The organism is Streptomyces seoulensis (genome assembly GCF_004328625.1).
In the GTDB taxonomy this organism is placed as follows: domain Bacteria; phylum Actinomycetota; class Actinomycetes; order Streptomycetales; family Streptomycetaceae; genus Streptomyces; species Streptomyces seoulensis.
Genome location: NZ_CP032229.1, coordinates 5,658,480 through 5,675,847, shown reverse-complemented (window position 1 = coordinate 5,675,847; position 17,368 = coordinate 5,658,480). Strand labels below are relative to the sequence as shown.

Annotated in this window: 14 protein-coding genes; 4 read left to right on the top strand and 10 right to left on the bottom strand. The window is 73.3% G+C overall.

Features of this window, described 5'->3' with window-relative positions; all coding sequences use genetic code 11:
• The first annotated feature begins 103 nt into the window (after positions 1 to 103).
• Entirely contained in the window at positions 104 to 1,516 is a 1,413-nt protein-coding gene (locus tag D0Z67_RS26155) for a lipase maturation factor family protein (RefSeq protein ID WP_031181302.1), read from the top strand.
• 85 nt (positions 1,517 to 1,601) lie between these two features.
• A complete protein-coding gene (locus D0Z67_RS26150; RefSeq protein WP_031181303.1) occupies positions 1,602 to 2,945 on the top strand; it encodes an amidase in 1,344 nt (447 codons plus the stop codon).
• On the opposite strand, the gene D0Z67_RS26145 is transcribed toward D0Z67_RS26150, so the two are convergent.
• From D0Z67_RS26145 to D0Z67_RS26110, 8 genes are all read right to left on the bottom strand, one after another.
• Entirely contained in the window at positions 2,942 to 3,424 is a 483-nt protein-coding gene (locus D0Z67_RS26145; protein ID WP_031181304.1) for a GNAT family N-acetyltransferase, read from the bottom strand. The genes D0Z67_RS26150 and D0Z67_RS26145 overlap by 4 nt on opposite strands.
• Before the next feature lie 53 nt (positions 3,425 to 3,477).
• Positions 3,478 to 3,651: a hypothetical protein gene (locus D0Z67_RS26140; RefSeq protein ID WP_107030878.1), complete on the bottom strand. Its 174-nt coding sequence runs from the start codon at positions 3,649 to 3,651 to the stop codon at positions 3,478 to 3,480.
• A 297-nt stretch (positions 3,652 to 3,948) separates the two neighbouring features.
• Positions 3,949 to 5,457 carry an SDR family NAD(P)-dependent oxidoreductase gene (locus D0Z67_RS26135; protein WP_031181305.1) on the bottom strand — a complete coding sequence of 503 codons (1,509 nt, stop codon included), beginning with the start codon at positions 5,455 to 5,457 and terminating at the stop codon, positions 3,949 to 3,951.
• Positions 5,458 to 5,604: 147 nt separating this feature from the next.
• Positions 5,605 to 6,936: a wax ester/triacylglycerol synthase family O-acyltransferase gene (locus D0Z67_RS26130; RefSeq protein ID WP_031181306.1), complete on the bottom strand. Its 1,332-nt coding sequence runs from the start codon at positions 6,934 to 6,936 to the stop codon at positions 5,605 to 5,607.
• Positions 6,937 to 7,083: 147 nt separating this feature from the next.
• The gene (locus D0Z67_RS26125) at positions 7,084 to 9,402 is read right to left on the bottom strand and encodes a GH92 family glycosyl hydrolase (protein WP_131589717.1); all 2,319 of its coding nucleotides are present in this window, start codon (positions 9,400 to 9,402) and stop codon (positions 7,084 to 7,086) included.
• Between the two features lie 124 nt (positions 9,403 to 9,526).
• Entirely contained in the window at positions 9,527 to 10,747 is a 1,221-nt protein-coding gene (gene glgC, locus D0Z67_RS26120) for a glucose-1-phosphate adenylyltransferase (protein ID WP_031181307.1), read from the bottom strand.
• 51 nt (positions 10,748 to 10,798) lie between these two features.
• A complete protein-coding gene (gene glgA, locus D0Z67_RS26115) occupies positions 10,799 to 11,950 on the bottom strand; it encodes a glycogen synthase (RefSeq protein ID WP_051887689.1) in 1,152 nt (383 codons plus the stop codon).
• A gap of 40 nt (positions 11,951 to 11,990) precedes the next feature.
• Positions 11,991 to 12,728, bottom strand: a complete 738-nt coding sequence (locus D0Z67_RS26110) for a (2Fe-2S)-binding protein (RefSeq protein ID WP_031181309.1) — start codon at positions 12,726 to 12,728, stop codon at positions 11,991 to 11,993.
• 215 nt (positions 12,729 to 12,943) lie between these two features.
• Here D0Z67_RS26110 and D0Z67_RS26105 point away from each other — a divergent pair, with 215 nt between their 5' ends.
• Positions 12,944 to 13,945 carry a DMT family transporter gene (locus D0Z67_RS26105; RefSeq protein ID WP_078873317.1) on the top strand — a complete coding sequence of 334 codons (1,002 nt, stop codon included), beginning with the start codon at positions 12,944 to 12,946 and terminating at the stop codon, positions 13,943 to 13,945.
• Positions 13,946 to 13,948: 3 nt separating this feature from the next.
• On the opposite strand, the gene D0Z67_RS26100 is transcribed toward D0Z67_RS26105, so the two are convergent.
• Positions 13,949 to 15,142: a transglycosylase family protein gene (locus D0Z67_RS26100; protein WP_031181311.1), complete on the bottom strand. Its 1,194-nt coding sequence runs from the start codon at positions 15,140 to 15,142 to the stop codon at positions 13,949 to 13,951.
• A 284-nt stretch (positions 15,143 to 15,426) separates the two neighbouring features.
• Between D0Z67_RS26100 and gndA the strand changes: the two genes are divergently transcribed.
• Positions 15,427 to 16,866, top strand: a complete 1,440-nt coding sequence (gene gndA / locus D0Z67_RS26095; protein WP_031181312.1) for an NADP-dependent phosphogluconate dehydrogenase — start codon at positions 15,427 to 15,429, stop codon at positions 16,864 to 16,866.
• 157 nt (positions 16,867 to 17,023) lie between these two features.
• Here gndA and D0Z67_RS29965 read toward each other — a convergent pair whose 3' ends face one another.
• Entirely contained in the window at positions 17,024 to 17,260 is a 237-nt protein-coding gene (locus D0Z67_RS29965) for a hypothetical protein (protein ID WP_031181313.1), read from the bottom strand.
• Positions 17,261 to 17,368 lie beyond the last annotated feature (108 nt).

Genomic DNA, 17,368 nt, shown 5'->3' with positions numbered 1-17,368 from the left:
GCCGCCCGGCCCGCACGGGTTATGCGGGCCGGGCGGCGCGGTACACGAGAAGACCGGGCGGCCCCGGCCGGGCGGCCGACGTGGAGGCAGGAGCGCGAGCGCGATGGAGTGGTTCACCGCCCCCGACTACTGGCTGAGCCGACTGCTGCTCCAGCGCGGGCTGGCCGCGCTCTATCTGGTGGCGTTCCTGGCGGCGGTACGCCAGTTCCGGCCGCTGCTGGGCGAGCGCGGGCTGCTGCCGGTACCGCGTTTCCTCGCGCGGGCGTCCTTCAGGGAGTCGCCGAGCCTGTTCCACGCGTACTACTCGGACCGCTTCTTCGCCGGGTGCGCGTGGGCGGGGTGCGCGGTGTCGGCGGCGCTGCTGGCGGGGGCGGATTCGCTGCTGCCGCTATGGGCGGGGATCGCGCTGTGGCTGGTGCCGTGGGCGCTGTACCTGTCGATCGTGAACGTGGGGCAGACCTGGTACGCGTTCGGCTGGGAGACGCTGCTGCTGGAGGTGGGGTTCCTCGCGGCGTTCCTCGGCAACGACGAGGTGGCGCCGCCGGTGGTGGTGCTGTTCCTGCTGCGCTGGGTGCTGTTCCGGGTGGAGTTCGGCGCGGGGCTGATCAAGCTGCGCGGGGACGCCTGCTGGCGCAAGCTCACCTGTCTGTACCACCACCACGAGACCCAGCCGATGCCGGGCCCGCTGAGCTGGTTCTTCCACCACTTGCCGAAGCCCCTGCACCGGGTGGAGGTCGCGGCCAACCACTTCACCCAACTCGTCGTCCCCGTACTGCTGTTCACCCCGCAGCCGGTCGCCTCGGCGGCCGCCGCCCTGATGATCCTCACCCAGCTCTGGCTGATCCTGTCCGGCAACTTCTCCTGGCTGAACTGGATCACGGTCGTCCTCGCCCTGTCCGCGCTCCGGCTCCCCGCCGACCCGCCCCCGGTGTCCGCCGCGCCGCTCTGGTACGAGGTGCTGGTGCTCGCGGTCGGCGTGGTCCTGGTGGCGCTCAGCTCGCGCCCGGTGCTGAACATGGTGTCCCGGCGCCAGGTGATGAACCGCTCCTTCGACCCGCTGCGCCTGGTCAACACCTACGGCGCGTTCGGCAGCGTCAGCCGGGTCCGCTACGAGGTGGTGATCGAGGGCACCGCCGACGAGCACCCGGGCGAGGACGGCGACTGGCGGGAGTACGAGTTCCACGGCAAGCCCGGCGATCCCCGGCGCTGGCCCCGCCAGTTCGCGCCCTACCATCTGCGGCTGGACTGGCTGATGTGGTTCGCCGCGCTGTCGCCCGCGTACGCCGGGGAGTGGTTCGGCAGGCTGGTGGAGAAGCTGCTGGAGGACGACCGCGACACCCTGCGCCTGCTGCGCCGCTCCCCCTTCCCGCCCGGCGCCCCGCCCCGCTTCGTCCGCGCCCGCCTCTTCCGCTACCGCTTCACCACCTGGCGCGAGCTGCGCGAGACGGGCGCCTGCTGGGAGCGGACGTACGTACGGGACTTCCTGCGCCCGACCCGGCTCGGCACCTCCCGCTGACCCCCCTCTCGACGTGCGGCGCGGGAGCGGGCACAGTGCTGCCGTGCGCGCCGTCCGCGCGCCTTCAAGTCCCCGAGGAGTGCACGTGAGTACGTGGGTCGGCCGCACCGCCGCCGAGATCGCCGCCGCCGTCCGCGAGAAGCGGGTCACCCCACGGGAGGTGGTGGCGGAGCACCTCGCGCGGATCGCGGAGCTGGACGGGCGGGTCGGCGCGTTCCGCACGGTGCGCGCGGACGCGGCCCTGGCGGAGGCGGACGAGGTGGGCGCCCGCCCGGACCTGGCCGAACTCCCCCTGGCCGGTGTGCCGGTGGCGGTCAAGGACAACCTCGGGGTACGGGGCGAGTCCACCCGCAACGGCTCGGCCGCGACTTCCGACACCCCTGCCGCCGAGGACCATGTGACGGTGGCCCGGCTGCGCGCGGCGGGCGCTGTGGTGGTCGGTCTGACCAACGTGCCCGAGCTGTGCGTGTTCGGCACCACCGAGGGCGTGTACGGCACGGCCCGCAGCCCGTGGGACCTCACCCGCACGGCGGGCGGTTCGTCCGGGGGCAGCGCGGCGGCGGTCGCGGCGGGTCTGGTCCCGCTGGCGCTCGGCAACGACGGCATGGGCTCGCTGCGCATCCCGGCGGCGGCCTGCGGTCTGGTGACGCTGAAGCCGGGCCACGGCGTGGTTCCGGCGGACATCGGGCACGGCGACTGGTTCGGCATGTCGGAGAACGGCCCGCTGGCCACCACCGTCGAGGACCTGCGCCTGATGCTCGCCGTCCTCGCGGAGACCGCGTTCCCGGCACCCGGGGAACGCACGCCCCGCCGCATCGCGGCCGCCGTCCGCAGCCCGCTGGCCGGGGTGACGGTGAGCGAGCCGTTCCGCACGGCGGTGCGGGAAGCGGCGGGCCTGCTGAACGGCGCCGGGCACACCGTACGGCGGGCCGAGCCGCCCTACCCGCTCGACCTGGGCCTGACCGCGCTGCGCCACTGGACGGCGGGTACGGCGGTGGACTCGGCCGAGCTGGACCCGGCCCGGCTCGCCCCGCGCACCCGCACGCACGCGGCCGTCGGCCGGCGCTTCGTCCGCTCGGTGCGCACCGGCGACGCCCGCGACCGACTCCGCGCCCGCCTGCTGCCGTTCCTCACCGAGTACGACGTGATGCTCACCCCGGCCCTGGCCCGCCGCTCCCCCGCGGCCGCGCCCTGGCACCAGCGCGGCTGGGCCGCCAACGTGGCCGTGAACACGGCCAGTTCACCCTTCACCCCGGTCTGGAACCTGACCGGCTGGCCCGCGATGTCGGTCCCCTTCGGCGCCCTGCCGACCGGCGCCCCGGCCGCGGTCCAGCTCGTGGGCCGCCCCGGCACGGAGGCGGACCTCCTGGCGGTGGCCGAGGACCTCGAACGCCTGCGCCCGTGGGCGCGGACGGCGCCGCTGAGTTAAAGCGCCTTGTGCATGATGTGCAGGCCCACCAGTCCGTCGCGGGGGTGGTCGAAGGCGTTCGGGACCGTGCCGAGGACGGTGAAGCCCAGGGAGGTCCAGAGGCGGACGGCGGGGTTGGTCTCGACGACGGCGTTGAAGACCATCGCGCGGTAGCCCTGGGCCTTCGCCTCGGCGAGAAGGTGCTCGGCGAGCGCCCGGCCGGTGCCCCGTCCGGCCCGGTCGGGGTCGACCATGAAGCCGGCGTTGGCCACGTGCGCGGCGGCTCCGCCGTAGTTCGGGGTGAGGTAGGCCGAGCCGAGCAGGGTGCCGTCGGCGTCCTCGGCCACGTACACCCGTTTGGCGGGGCTCATCCAGAGGGCGCGGGCGGCTTCCTCGGGGGTGCCGGGGTCCCAGGTGTAGGTGTCACCGGCGGCGACGACGCGGTGCCAGACAGGCCAGATCCGGGGCCAGTCGGCGGCCCCGGCTTCTCTGATCAGCATGGGCGTGAGTCTGTCACGCCCATGCGCCCGACGGTCGCGGGGTGCGGAAGGGGTCAGTCCACGCTGGGCAGGATGTGGGGCTCGGCGAGGTCGTCCTCGTAGCCCGCCAGGCGGATCGGGGCGGAGCGAGCCCACACGTCCAGGCTGCCGAGTTCTCCGGGCCTGCGGCGGGAACGCTCCGTGCGTTCGTCGGGGCCCTGTTCGCTGGTCGTCTTCTCCGGTGTCACCGCGCACTCCTTATGTGTCGGATCACCCTGGGGGGCGTCCCGGACCTCCAGATTAACCAAATGAGCGGACCCGCGCTCGATAGGGAGTGCAAACAAGACGTAACTTCCGCCCGGCCGTCGCCCCCTCAATCCCCCTTAATATGGGGCCGTTTACCGCAAACCGCATCCGCTGCGGGGGCCGCCGGTTCACCCACTCGGCCCAGTCATGCGTCTGCCCGGCCGATGCCCCGTCATACGACGGCGCGGCACCGGACAGAGGTCCGGTGCCGCGCCGTCAGGTACGTCAGGAGGTCCGCGTCACCACTTGCCGGGCGCGTAGTCCTTCATGAAGACGCCGTACAGGTCCTCGCCCTGCTCGCCGCGCACGACCGGGTCGTACACCCGGGCCGCGCCGTCGACCAGGTCCAGCGGGGCGTGGAAGCCCGCCTCGGCCAGGCGGAGCTTGTCGTAGTGCGGGCGCTCGTCGGTGATCCAGCCGGTGTCGACCGAGGTCATCAGGATGCGGTCGGTGTCGAACATCTCCTGGCCGCTGGTCCGGGTCACCATGTTCATCGCGGCCTTGGCGGCGTTGGTGTTGGGGTGGCCCGCGCCCTTGTAGCCACGGGCGAAGACGCCCTCCATGGCGGAGACGTTGACGACGTACGCGCGCCCCTTGGCGGCCTGCTTCGCGGCGGCGGCCATGGCCGGGCGGAGCTTGCTGATCAGGATGAACGGCGCCGTGTAGTTGCAGAGCTGGGTCTCCAGCAGCTCCACCGGGGAGATCTGCTCGATGGACTGCACCCAGGTGTTGGTGTCGACCACGTCGGGCAGCAGGCCGCCCGCGTCGATCGCGGTGCCGTCCAGGTGCCGGGCGACGCTGGCGTTGCCCGCGACCAGGGCCAGGTCGGCGACCTTCTGGGCCTCCAGGCCGCTGGTGCCGACGGGCAGCGCGGCCAGGCCGTCGACCGCGCCGGAGTTGAAGGCGCCGATCACCTGGTGGGCGGGCAGCTCACCGGCGGGCAGCGGGGCGCTCTCGCCGTCGACCAGCGCGGCGTAGGCGGAGGGCAGCCGCCGTACGGTCTGGGTCGCGTTGTTGATCAGGATGTCCAGCGGGCCGGCCTCGGCGACCCGGTCCGCGAGGGCGACGACCTGGGCCGGGTCGCGCAGGTCGATGCCGACGACCTCCAGGCGGTGCAGCCAGTCCGCGGAGTCCTCCATCGCCTTGAAGCGGCGGATGGCGTCCTTGGGGAACCGGGTGGTGATCGTGGTGTGGGCGCCGTCGCGCAGCAGCATCAGCGCGATGTACATGCCGATCTTGGCGCGGCCGCCGGTGAGCAGGGCGCGCTTGCCGGTGAGGTCGGCGCGGGCCTCGCGGCGGGCGCGGTTCTCGGCGGCGCAGCCCTGGCAGAGCTGGTGGTAGAAGTAGTCGACCTCGGTGTACCGCTGCTTGCAGATGTAGCAGGAGCGGGGGCGCTGGAGTATGCCCGCGATCCGGCCGGCCTCGATCTTGGAGGTGGGCAGGATGCCCTCGGTCTCGTCGTCGATGCGCTCGGCGGAGCCGGTGGCGGTGGCCTCGGTGACGTTGCGGTCGTGCGCGGTCTTGGCGGCCCGGCGCTCCTGGCGGCGGCGCTGCTTGACCGTGCGGTAGATGTGCGAGGTGGCCCGGCGGACCTGGATGGCGTCGGGGTGGTCGACGTCGATCCGGTCCAGCTCCTCCAGCACGCTGAGGCAGACGGCCAGGCGCTCGGGGTCGATGCCCGGTCCGTACACCATCTCGTCCGTGGACACCGCGTCCGTGGACGCCGTGCCGTCCTCTGTCACCGTCATCGCGCTGCCGCTTCCCTGGTCACCCGCGCGGGGGCATGGGCGCGCCCGCTGTCGGCCGGGGAATTTTACGGAAGCCCCGGCCCCTGGACCAAACCCGCACCGGTGGCGGACGGCCCGGGGGCCGGGAACGGCCCCTGACGACAGGGGTCAGACCTCGCAGGCTGTGAGCAGGGTCTCCATCTCGGCGGTCAGCGCGCGGGCCAGGACATCGAGGTCGGGCACCGCGCGGGCGTCGGCCACCAGCCCGTAGTGGACGCGTCCCCGGTAGGTGGAGACGGCCACCGCGAGGGACTGGCCGGGGGCGAGCGGGGCGAGCGGGAAGACCTCGGCCAGCTCGTGCCCGCCGAGCTTCAGGCCGATGCCGGGCAGCGGGACGCTGGTGACGAGGATGTCGAACCAGAGCCGCGCCGCCTGTCCGACCAGCGGCCCGCCGAGCCGGTGTCCGAGCGCCGGGACGTGGTCCGCGAGCAGGGCGACGGCACCGGCGCCACGGTCGGCGCCGGCATCCTTGTTGCGGACCATCCCGGCGCGCACCGTCTCCAGCCGGGCCAGCGGGTCGGGGTCGGCGACCGGGAGCCGTATCAGGTACCCGGAGAGCCGGTTGCCCTGTGGCTGGGCGGTGCGCGGGCGACGCCGGGAGACCGGGATGAGGGCGCGCGGGGCGACACCCTCGCTGCCGTCGCCGCGCTCGTCCAGCCAGCGCCGCAGGGCGCCCGCGACGACCGCGATCAGTACGTCGTTGACGGTGCCCCCGGCGCTCTTCCTGACCCGGTGCACGTCGTCGATGTCGAGCACGGCCCCGGCGGTGCGGCGGGTGCCGCTGGGGGCGGAGGTCAGGGCGGGGGCGGGGCGCATGCCGAGGGTGGAGCGGGTCAGCGAGGCGCCGATGTCCAGGGCCCGGCCCAGGTCGGAGACGGCGCCCCTGACCAGGTCGGGGACTCGGCCGGGCAGCGCGCGCACCTCGGAGAGCAGGCCGGGGCGGGGCTCGGCGGGGCGTGGGGCGCGGTCGGGCAGGTCGACGGGGTCGAGCAGGGAGGCGGCCAGCTTCAGGGCGCGCAGGCCGTCGGCGAGGGCGTGGTGGAACTTGAACAGCACGGCGAAGGACACGCCGTCCGCGCCGGGCAGTACGTGCGCCTCCCACGGCGGCCGTCCGCGCCGCAGCGGGCGCTGCATGAGCCGTCCCGCCATCCCGTGGAAGTCGTCGGTGGGGGCGTGCAGCCGTACGTGGTCCAGGGGGTCGAAGTCCGGAACGGGCTCGCGGGTGGCGCCGCCGAAGGCGAGGGGGCGCCAGACGTCGCGGATGCGCATGCGCAGGCCGGGGACGGCGGCGGCGCGGGAGGCGAGCAGGTCGGCGGCGTGCGCCCCGGCGGTCGGTGAGGGGGTGGCGAAGACGCCGAGCGCGCCGAGGTGCATGGGGTGCCGGGCGGACTCCATGTTCCAGAAGGCGAGGTCGAGAGGGGCGAGCGGATCGGAAGTCAAGGGCGTGCCTCGCGTCGTCGACGGGTGGGCTGTCACCCGAGTCAATCCTCGAACCCCGATTACGGTCAAGTGCGATCGGGTTACGCACAGTTAACAACGGATAAAGTCCCGCCCCGGGAGGGGGGCGGGACTCGGCAGACCCTCAGGTCACTTGAGTACCGGGGGTGCCGCCTGGGGTCCGGTGCCCCACTCGGACGGGCGCGGGCCGACCGTGAACGCCAGCGTCCGCAGGGAGCGCAGGGCGCGGGTGGTCAGGTAGGTGCGGTCGTGCGCGGTGCGGTCGGTGCGGACGCCCTGGATGTAGCGGTCGGCGGCGGAGGTGCCGGGGGCGGTGACGGTGAGGGCGCCGGCGGGCCAGTAGCGGCGGTCCAGGGTGAGGTCGACCCGGTCGAACACCGGGGTGGACAGGCCCCAGGTGTCGTAGCCGGGCTGGACCGGGAAGACGCCGATGGACGACAGCACGTTCCAGGCGGACATGGTGCCCAGGTCGTCGTTGCCGGTCATACCGGTCGGGGTGTCGGTGAACAGGGTCAGCGCGGCGTGCACCACGTCGGTGGTCTTCCAGGGCTGGCCGGTGGAGAGGTAGGTGTAGGGCGCGATCAGGTCGGGCTCGTTCTGCGGGTTGTACTTGTCGGCGTCGTAGTAGTCGTACGCGTCGCCGTGCACCCATACCTGGCGGGCGGTGGCCTCGGGGTCGGCGAGGAGGCGGTCGTAGGCGAAGAAGGAGTCCAGGCGCCGTTCGGCCGCCTCCTTGCCGCCGATCAGGCCGATCACGCCGGGGAGGTCCTGGGGGACCAGCCACTGGTACTGCCAGGAGGTGCCCTCGTGGAAGCCCACGCTCCGGGCCGGGTCGGCCGGTCCGGTGAAGGCGCCGGAGGCGTCGCGGGCGCGGAAGAAGCCGGTCGTGGGGTCGAAGACGTTGCGGTAGTTCCGGGAGCGGGCCGCGTAGCGGGCGGCGTCGTCCGGGTGGCCGAGGGCGCGGGCCATCTGGGCGAGCATGGCGTCGGCGAGGGCGTACTCCAGGGTGACGGAGCCGCCGAAGTGGTAGTCGGAGTCACCGTTCTTGGCGTACGGGCGGCCCTTGACGTAGGGCGCGAAGCCGTGGGCCAGGTACTCGGCGTTGGATTCCCGCCCGACGCCCGGGTTGGCGGCGGGCGGTACGCCGTCGGCGTTCTTCCTCAGCGCCCGGTAGGCCCGGTCCTCGAAGCCCTTCAGCAGGCCGAGGTGGAAGGCGGTGGTGAGGAAGGGGGTCACCGGGTCGCCGGTCATGATGTTGGTCTCGACGGGCCCGTATCCCCACTTGGGCAGCCAGCCGCCGTCCTCGTCGATCCGGACCACCGAGCGCGCCATGTCGCGGGCCTCGCGCGGGGCGAGCAGGGCGAGGAGCTGGGCCTGGGTGCGGTAGGTGTCCCACAGGGACCAGTTCTGGTAGTAGGTGAAGCCCCGCGCGTGGTGCGGTTTCTGGTCCCAGCCCAGGTAGCGGCCGTCCGCGTCGCTGCCGATGTTGGGCGCGAGGAACGAGCGGTACAGCGAGGAGTAGAAGGTCCGGCGCAGCGCCGGGTCCCCGCCGTGGGCCCGCACGGTGGCAAGCCGCCTCTCCCACGCCTCGCGGGCCCGCCGGCGCACGGTGTCGAAGGAAGTCCCGCCCTCGGCGCGCAGGTTGGCTGCGGCGCCGCGCGCGTCGACGTACGACAGCGCGGTGGTCGCCTCGACCGTACGGTCCTCAGTGGTGTCGAACCGGACGTACGCCCCGCCCGTCCCGCTCCGCGCCCCGGCGGTGACCGCGCCGGAGTCCCAGGCGCCGTACGCGGTGAAGGGGCGGCTGAACCGGGTGACGGTGTACACGGTGTACGGGCCGGTGTCCCGGCAGAAGCCGTGTCCGGAGATCTTCGTGCGGACGGTGCGGTCGTCGAGGATCTCGACCTCGGCGCCGCCCGGCTTGTGCAGCGACTGGGCGGCGTTGAGCAGGACGTTGGCCTGCTTCGTGGCCGGGAAGGTGTAGCGCTGCACCCCGGTGCGGGCGGTGGCGGTCAGCTCGGCCTCGATGCCGGTGCCGAGGCCGACGCGGTAGTAGCCGGGGCTCGCCTGCTCGTCGTCGTGGGAGAAGGCGGCGGCGTAGCGGGCGTTGTCGGTGGCGGTGACCTCGCCGGTGGTGGGCAGCACGGGCAGGTCACCGCCGAGGCGGCAGCCGACGCCGGAGACATGGACCAGGGAGAAGCCGCGGATGTGGTCCTGGGTGTGGTCGTAGCCCGTTCTGTGCCCGGTGTCCGGGGAGAGCTGCACCATGCCGAACGGCACGGCGGCGCCGGGGAAGGTGTTGCCCTCGTTCTGGGTCCCGATGAACGGGTTGACCAGATCGGCGAGGTGGCCGTCGGACGGTGCGGCGGCGCGGGCCGGGGTGGCGGCCAGCGCGGACGCTGCCATCACCCCGGCCAGGCACAGCCGGGTGCGCCGGGTCCCTCTCATGTCGGATGACCTCCGCTGGTTCGACGTCGTTGCCTGCATCGTGCGGGGCGAACGGCGTGAACTCGGACATCCGGGACGGTTCGTGGGCGGCGCGTCGCGGGACCCGCCGGTCCGTGGCGGCGGGTCAGGTGACGAGCTGGCCCTTGCCCAGGGCGATCACCCCGCCCTGGGAGACGGTGTACAGCTCGGCGTCGCGGTCGGGGTTGACCCCGATGGTCGCGCCGGGCGGGACCTCCACGTTCTTGTCCAGCACCGCGCCCCGCACCACCGCGCCCCGGCCGACGCGCACGTTGTCGTGCAGCACCGAGCCCTGGACGACCGCGCCGGGGTCGACCCGCACGCCGGGCGAGAGCACCGAGCGGCTGACCTGGCCGCGGATCAGGCAGCCGGCGCTGATGATCGACTCACTGGCGATGCCGCCCGCACTGAACCGGGCCGGCGAGAGCTGGTTGGAGTGGGTGTAGATGGGCCACTGGGTGTTGTACAGGTTGAACGCGGGCCGCTCGGCGATGAGGTCCATGTGGGACTCGTAGTACGCGTCGATGGTGCCGACGTCCCGCCAGTAGCCCTGGTCGCGGGTGGTCTCGCCGGGGACGTGGTTGTCGTGGAAGTCGTAGAGCTGGGCCTCGCCGCGGCCGGTGAGCTGGGGGAGGATCGAGCCGCCCATGTCGTGCACGGACTGCTCGTCCTCGGCGTCGCGCTGGAGGGCCTCGATGAGGACCTTGGTGGTGAAGATGTAGTTGCCCATGGAGGCGAAGACGCTGTTCGGGTCGTCGGGCAGGCCGGGCGGGTCGGCGGGCTTCTCCAGGAAGCGCTGCACCATGCGGCCGTCCGAGCCCGGTGTGATCACGCCGAACGAGGAGGACTCCGTGCGCGGCACCCGGATACCGGCGACGGTGACGCCCGCGCCCCCCTCGATGTGCTGGCGGAGCATCTGCCGGGGGTCCATGCGGTACACGTGGTCGGCGCCGAACACCGCGACGTACTCGGGCTGTTCGTCGTGGACCAGGTTGAGCGACTGGAGGATGGCGTCCGCGCTGCCGAGGTACCAGCGCGGGCCGAGGCGCTGCTGGGCGGGGACCGGGGTGACGTAGTTGCCCAGCAGGCTGGACATCCGCCAGGTGGTGGTGACGTGCCGGTCCAGCGAGTGCGACTTGTACTGGGTGAGCACGCAAATCCGCAGCACGTCGGCGTTGACCAGGTTCGACAGCACGAAGTCGACCAGCCGGTAGGTGCCGCCGAAGGTGACCGCGGGTTTGGCCCGGTCCGTGGTGAGCGGCATCAGCCGCTTGCCCTCACCGCCGGCCAGCACGATCCCGAGAACCGAAGGACCTCCTCGGCGCATGGCGCCTCCCCTCCCCTTGGTTGATCACACTGATGCCCTGGCGGGCGGCGGCTAAGCCTGCTTGCGGATCTCCTCGTACAGTCCGGCCGTGCGCCGGGCCACCGCGTCCCAGCCGAACTCCCCCACCGCGCGGGCCCGTCCGGCCTCCCCCATGCGCCGCGCGGCCGCCGGGTCGGCGAGCACGGAGTCCAGGGCGCGGGCGAGGTTCCCCTCGAAGTCGCCGTCGGTGTCGACGAGGAGCCCGGTGCGGCCGTCGTCGACCACCTCCGGGATGCCGCCGACCCGGGAGGCGACGACCGGGGTGCCGCACGCCATGGCCTCCAGGTTGACGATGCCGAGCGGCTCGTAGACCGATGGGCATACGAACACGGCCGCGTGGGTGAGGAGTTGGACGACCTCGGCGCGCGGGAGCATCTGCGGAATCCAGAACACCCCGGACCGGACGGCACCGAGTTCCTGGAAGCGGTCCCGGAACTCCCGGTCGATCTCCGGGGTGTCGGGGGCGCCGGCACAGAGCACCACCTGGGTGCCGGGGTCGATCTCCCTTACGGCACGCAGCAGTTGAGGGACGCCCTTCTGCCGGGTGATGCGGCCGACGAACAGCACGTACGGGCGCTCCGGGTCGATGCCGTGCCGGCGCAGGGCGTCGGTGCCGGGGTCGGGGCGGTACAGGGCGGTGTCGATGCCGTTGTGCACGACGTGCACCCGGTCCGCGTCCAGCGCGGGGTAGCAGGCGAGGATGTCGTCCCGCATGGCACCGGACACGGCGATCACGCCGTCCGCCGACTCGATCGCGGTGCGCTCTGCCCAGCTCGACAGGGCGTAGCCGCCGCCCAGTTGCTCGGCCTTCCAGGGGCGCAGCGGCTCCAGCGAGTGCGCGGTCGTCACGTGCGGGATGCCGTACAGCAGCTTGGCGAGGTGGCCGGCGAGGCCCGCGTACCAGGTGTGGGAGTGGACGAGGTCGCTGCCCTGGAGGGCGGCGGCCATGGAGAGGTCCACGGAGAAGGTGCGCAGGGCGTCGTTGGAGCCGTCGAGCACGGGCCACGGGCGGTGCCGTACGACGCCGACGCCCCGGCCCTCGCCCCAGCAGTGCACCTCCAGGTCCACGAGTCCGGCCAGCTCGCGGGCCAGGAACTCCACATGGACGCCCGCACCGCCGTAGACGTCCGGGGGGTACTCACGCGTCAGCAGTCCCACTCGCACCCGGTAACCCCTCGCGTTGTGGCGGCAGTTCCCTTCATGGTCACCCAGAAGCAGCGCGCGGGGAAGAGCCCGGCGGACGGCTGAAGCAGCAGTCCCCGCAGACGCCTCCACCGGGGACCCGGTAGTAGAGGCAGCAGCTCCGGCGGCGGAACCTCGCGCCCGAGCGGACTCCGGCGTCGCGCAACAAGGGATGTGCGAAGAGGTAGTTGGTGAGACCGGCCGCTCTCTCGGCCACGTCCGTGCGGGAGTTGAGGCGGGCCCACTGGTCCAGTTGCCGGGCCGCTCCGGCGAGGGCGGAGGCGGCGTTGCCCCACAGCAGTCCGGGGGCGACCCCGTACCGGCGGGTCAGGGCCTCCCCCAGGGGTTCGAGGTGGGCGTGCAGCACGGTGTCGGCGAGGGTGCCGGGGTCACCGGGCAGCGGGCGGACCTCGGTCAGCCAGAGGTCGTCGGGGGCGGTGGCGGCGGCGTCCCAGCGCAGCAGACGCGGGTCGAGGTCGGGCACCCGGCCGTACAGCACGGCGCAGGCGAGCGCGGCCGACCAGAGCCGGGCGGCCACGCCCTGCTGGGCCAGGGAGGCGCAGACCCGGGGCTCCCGTACCCGCAGCCGGTCGGCGACGACGGCGATCCGGTCGGCGAGGGCGTCGGTCTGAACGTCCGTCAGGCGGCCCGCGTATGTGCGGTCGAGAGGGGGTGCGCCCGGGTCTGCCGGGGCGCCGGTGCGCAGGACGAAGAAGCCGCCGAGCGGGCGCAACGCGGTGAGGCCGGGATCGAGTTCCACGGTCAGCACTTCTACCAGTCCCCCAGGGGTCGGGCGCGCGGTCACCCGCCTTGGGGATGAGCGGCGCGCCCTCGTACTCCATCGGCAGTAGGACGCATCGCGTGCTCAGGGACGACGACTAATCGGGCGTGAGCGGGCAGAGTGTCCGGCATGGAAGCCGACCGTGCCCCGAGCGGGGCCCGCCTGCTGCTGGGACACGACTCGGGGAGCCGCAGATGAGCGCCCTCGCGTTGTCCGTGCTGCTGTCCTTCGTCTCCGCCGTCGCGTACGCGGGCGGTGCCGTCGTGCAGGAGCGCGTCGCGGACTCCTGCTCCGGTGAGAGGTTCGCGCCGCTGCGCAGGCCGGGGTGGTGGGCGGCGCTGGGGCTGAACGGCCTCGGCGGGGTGCTGCACGTCGTGGCGCTGGCCTTCGGCCCGCTGAGCCTGGTCCAGCCGCTGGGCGCGCTGACCATCGTCTTCGCGCTGCCGCTCGCGGCGCTGTTCGTCGGCCGGAGGGCCGGGGCGACCGCCTGGCGCGGCGCGGTGATGGCGACGGCCGGTCTCGCCGGCCTGCTCTCGCTGGTCGGGGCCTCCGGCGCGGGTTCGCTCGGCCCGGCGCAGCGGACGGCGCTGGCGCTGGTGACGGGCGGCGGGATCGTCGCGCTGATGGTGGCGGCGCGGGCCGCGCACCGGCACCCGGCGGTGCGCAGCGTGCTGCTGGCGACCGGTGCGGGCGCCGCGTTCGGCATGTCGTCGGTGTTCACCAAGACGGTCGCGGTCGACTGGAGCGCGGGGGCCGGTCTCGCGGGGCTGCCGTCCCTCGGGGTGATCGCCGTGCTCTCGGCGGCCGGGGTGTTCCTGTCCCAGTCGGCCTACCGGGACGGCGGGCTCGCCGCGCCCCTGGCCACGCTGACCGTGGTCAACCCGGTGCTGGCCGCCGTCGTCGGCATCGTCCTGTTCGGCGAGACCTTCCGGCACGGCACCACGGGCACGGTGCTGGCGCTGGGCTGCGCGGTGGTGACGGGCGGCGGGCTGATCCTGCTGACGACGGAGCGGCTGGGCGGCCCCGCGCGGGAGGCGTCCCCCTCGGACACCGTGCGCGTGCCGGGCGCGCGGTGGCCGGTGGACCCGTCCGCGCCGGCGCTCACCTCGGTGGACGCCGAGCCCGCAGTGGAGGGGGACGACGGGGACACCCCCGCCGATCCCCGCCCGTTGCCCGACGTCCCGCTGTGCGCCTGACCGTCAGAGCTGGGCGCCGTGCGCCCGGAGGTACCCGACCGGGTCGACGTCGCTGCCGAAGCCGGGCCCGGTGCGCACCTCGGAGTGCAGGTGGGGACCGGTGACGTTGCCGGTCGCGCCGGACCGGCCGAGGCGCTGGCCGGCGCTCACGCTCTGCCCGGACCGCACGGAGATCGCGGAGAGGTGGGCGTACTGCGAGTAGCGGCCGTCGCTGTGCCGTACGACGACCTGATAGCCGTAGGAACCGCCCCAGCCGGCCGAGACCACCAGGCCGTCGGAGATGGCATGGACCGAGGTACCCGTGGGCACCAGGAAGTCGACGCCGGTGTGGTAGCCCTTCGACCAGTGCGAGCCGGCCGTGCGGTAGCCGGTGCCGATGGAGGCGTGCACGGGGGCGACGACGGTGTGCCCGGAGTGGCTCGAAGACGTCTTGTGCTCGGTGGCGGCCTTGCGCTGTGGCTTGGGCGCGGCCTTCTTCTCGGTCTTCCGCGGCTGCGTCCGGTGCTCCGGCGCGGCCGTGACGGGTGCCTTGGCGGCGCCGTGCAGGCTGAGCCGCTGACCTGGGACGATCAGGTTCGGGTCGGCCCCGATGACCGTGCGGTTGTCCTCGTAGAGGCCGCGCCAGCCCTCGTGGACCCGGTGTTCCCCGGCGATGCCGGAGAGCGTGTCGCCGCGCACCACGGTGTACATCTCGGCGCGGCCGGCCCGGGACTGCGGGGTGGTCTGCGGGCGTACGTCCTGGGCGGCGGCGGGTCTCGCCCTGGTCGCCGCCGGCCTGGCCGGACGGGCCGGCGCGCTCTCGACGTGCGGCGCGCCGCCGCCGCGGGCGAGTCCGGCGCGCGGGCCGCAGGCGGGCCAGGCGCCGGGGCCCTGACCGTCGAGGACCTTCTCGGCGACGGCGATCTGCTGCGCCCGTGTGGCCTGGTCGGCGCGGGGCGCGTACCGGCTGCCGCCGTACGCCTCCCAGGTGGAGCGGGTGAACTGGAGGCCGCCGAAGTAGCCGTTGCCGGTGTTGATGCTCCAGTTGCCGCTGGACTCGCAGGCCGCGACCTTGTTCCAGGTGGAGGCGTCCGCCGCGTCCGCGGTACCCGCCGCGACCAGCGGAATGGCGAGTCCGGCGCCGCCGGCGGTGACGGTGAGTGAGGCGCGGTTGATCCTGCTCGGCTGGTACCGGCGATGCCGGCCGCGTACGGCCATGGTCCGAAATCCCCTCGACATGCGTCAGGAGGGGCAAAAGTAAGCGCCGGTAACAGGCCAGGACAAGAGCGGAAACCGGCCTGTCCCGGTTTCAAGTGGCCGGAGACGGGCGTCGGTTGAGGTCGGGGCTTTCCGGAGCCCCGTGAAGTGAGCCGGGACGGGTACCGCGTCCGTACCTATGCCTGGCGAGCCGGATGTGCGCTCGCCGGGGCGGCGCGACAGGATGGGCCGCAGGGCCCCCACCGACGGAGCCGCAGCAACGACGCAGCTAGGGAGCAGGCGGTATGAGCACACACGCGCAGATCGGCGTCACGGGCCTGGCGGTCATGGGCCGCAACCTCGCCCGCAACTTCGCGCGCAACGGCTATACGGTCGCCGTCCACAACCGCACCGCGTCGAAGACGCGCGAGCTGGTCGAGGAGTTCGGGGGCGAGGGCGAGTTCGTCCCGGCCGAGACCGCCAAGGAGTTCGTGGAGGCGCTGGAGCGCCCGCGCCGGCTGGTGATCATGGTGAAGGCGGGTGAGCCGACGGACGCGGTGATCGAGGAGTTCGCGCCGCTGCTGGAGCCCGGCGACATGATCATCGACGGAGGCAACGCGCACTTCGCCGACACCCGGCGCCGGGAGCGGGAGCTGCGCGAGCAGGGCATCCACTTCGTCGGCACCGGCATCTCCGGCGGCGAGGAGGGCGCGCTGCACGGGCCGAGCATCATGCCGGGCGGCTCCGTGGAGTCGTACGACTCGCTGGGTCCCATGCTGGAGAAGATCTCCGCGAAGGCGGACGACGGAGCGCCCTGCGTGACCCACGTGGGTCCCGACGGCGCCGGGCACTTCGTCAAGATGGTGCACAACGGCATCGAGTACGCCGACATGCAACTCATCGGCGAGGCGTACCAGTTGCTGCGTGATGTCGCCGGGTACTCGCCGGCCGAGATCGCGGACATCTTCCGTACCTGGAACCGGGGGCGGCTGGACTCCTACCTGATCGAGATCACCGCCGAGGTGCTGTCCCACGTGGACGCGGAGACCGGCGAGCCGTTCGTGGACGTGGTGGTCGACCAGGCCGAGCAGAAGGGCACCGGGCGCTGGACGGTGCAGATCGCGCTCGACCTCGGTGTGCCGGTCTCCGCCATCGCCGAGGCCGTCTTCGCCCGCTCCGTCTCCGGCCACGCGGGGCTGCGTGAGGCATCCCGGCACCTCGCCGGCCCCTCCCCGCGCACCCTCGGCAAGGAGGAGGCGGCGGCATTCGCGGACAAGGTGGAGCAGGCGCTGTACGCCTCGAAGATCGTCTCCTACACCCAGGGCTTCCACCAGATCGCCGCGGGCAGCGAGGAGTACGACTGGGACATCGACCTCGGGAAGGTCGCCTCGATCTGGCGCGGCGGCTGCATCATCCGCGCCGCCTTCCTCGACCGCATCACCCAGGCCTACGAGGCCCAGCCCGACCTCCCCAGCCTCCTGGCCGACCAGGGCTTCGCCGACGAGATCGCCGCCGCCCAGGACGACTGGCGCAGCGTCATCGCCACCGCCGTCACCCAGGGCGTCCCCACCCCCGCCTTCGCCGCCACCCTCGCCTACTACGACTCCCTGCGCGCCCCCCGCCTCCCCGCCGCCCTCACCCAGGGCCAGCGCGACTACTTCGGCGCCCACACCTACCACCGCACCGACCGCGACGGCACCTTCCACACCCTCTGGGGCGGCGACCGCACCGAAACCAGCGCCTGACAGCCACGAGACCACCCCGAAGCGGGCCCTCACGGGGTCCTCTCGCCGAACGGCACGAAGGCTCGGGACGGACAGCCTCCGTCCCGAGCCTTCTTCGCACGGACCTCGTGGCCGGGGGCTGGAAAGCCGCGCACGGCCGGGCACCATCGGGCAGCGATCACGAGGTTGCGCTGCCCAGATGCTGACGGGCTGGGGCCATCCCCGCACCTGCGGGGAGGACGTCGTCCGGGGTGTGGGCGCCGAACAGCTTGGCTTCGGCGCCGCTGGGCCACCGCGCGAACGTGCCGCCCGCGGTGGTGCGCAGGACGACGCGCGGGTCATGGGCCCGCAGCCTCGAGGGGCCGTTGACACACGCCTCCACCGCATCGCCCTGCGTCGGAGCGATGATGGCCATGCGGTGGCCCCCCGCGCAGACGCGGGTCGCACGCGGGGCCGTTGACGTGTTCCACCATGAATCTCGCGCACCCGTCGGTCTTGCCGGTGCCGCGCCCGCCGAGCTGGA

Excerpts from the sequence above, each read along its gene's own strand:
- D0Z67_RS26155 (WP_031181302.1), top strand. The coding sequence starts at position 104 with ATGGAGTGGTTCACCGCCCCCGACTACTGGCTGAGCCGACTGCTGCTC.
- D0Z67_RS26145 (WP_031181304.1), bottom strand. The coding sequence starts at position 3,424 with ATGCTGATCAGAGAAGCCGGGGCCGCCGACTGGCCCCGGATCTGGCCT.
- D0Z67_RS26135 (WP_031181305.1), bottom strand. The coding sequence starts at position 5,457 with ATGACGGTGACAGAGGACGGCACGGCGTCCACGGACGCGGTGTCCACG.
- D0Z67_RS26125 (WP_131589717.1), bottom strand. The coding sequence starts at position 9,402 with ATGAGAGGGACCCGGCGCACCCGGCTGTGCCTGGCCGGGGTGATGGCA.
- glgC (WP_031181307.1), bottom strand. The coding sequence starts at position 10,747 with ATGCGCCGAGGAGGTCCTTCGGTTCTCGGGATCGTGCTGGCCGGCGGT.
- D0Z67_RS26105 (WP_078873317.1), top strand. The coding sequence starts at position 12,944 with ATGAGCGCCCTCGCGTTGTCCGTGCTGCTGTCCTTCGTCTCCGCCGTC.
- D0Z67_RS26100 (WP_031181311.1), bottom strand. The coding sequence starts at position 15,142 with ATGGCCGTACGCGGCCGGCATCGCCGGTACCAGCCGAGCAGGATCAAC.
- gndA (WP_031181312.1), top strand. The coding sequence starts at position 15,427 with ATGAGCACACACGCGCAGATCGGCGTCACGGGCCTGGCGGTCATGGGC.
- D0Z67_RS29965 (WP_031181313.1), bottom strand. The coding sequence starts at position 17,260 with ATGGCCATCATCGCTCCGACGCAGGGCGATGCGGTGGAGGCGTGTGTC.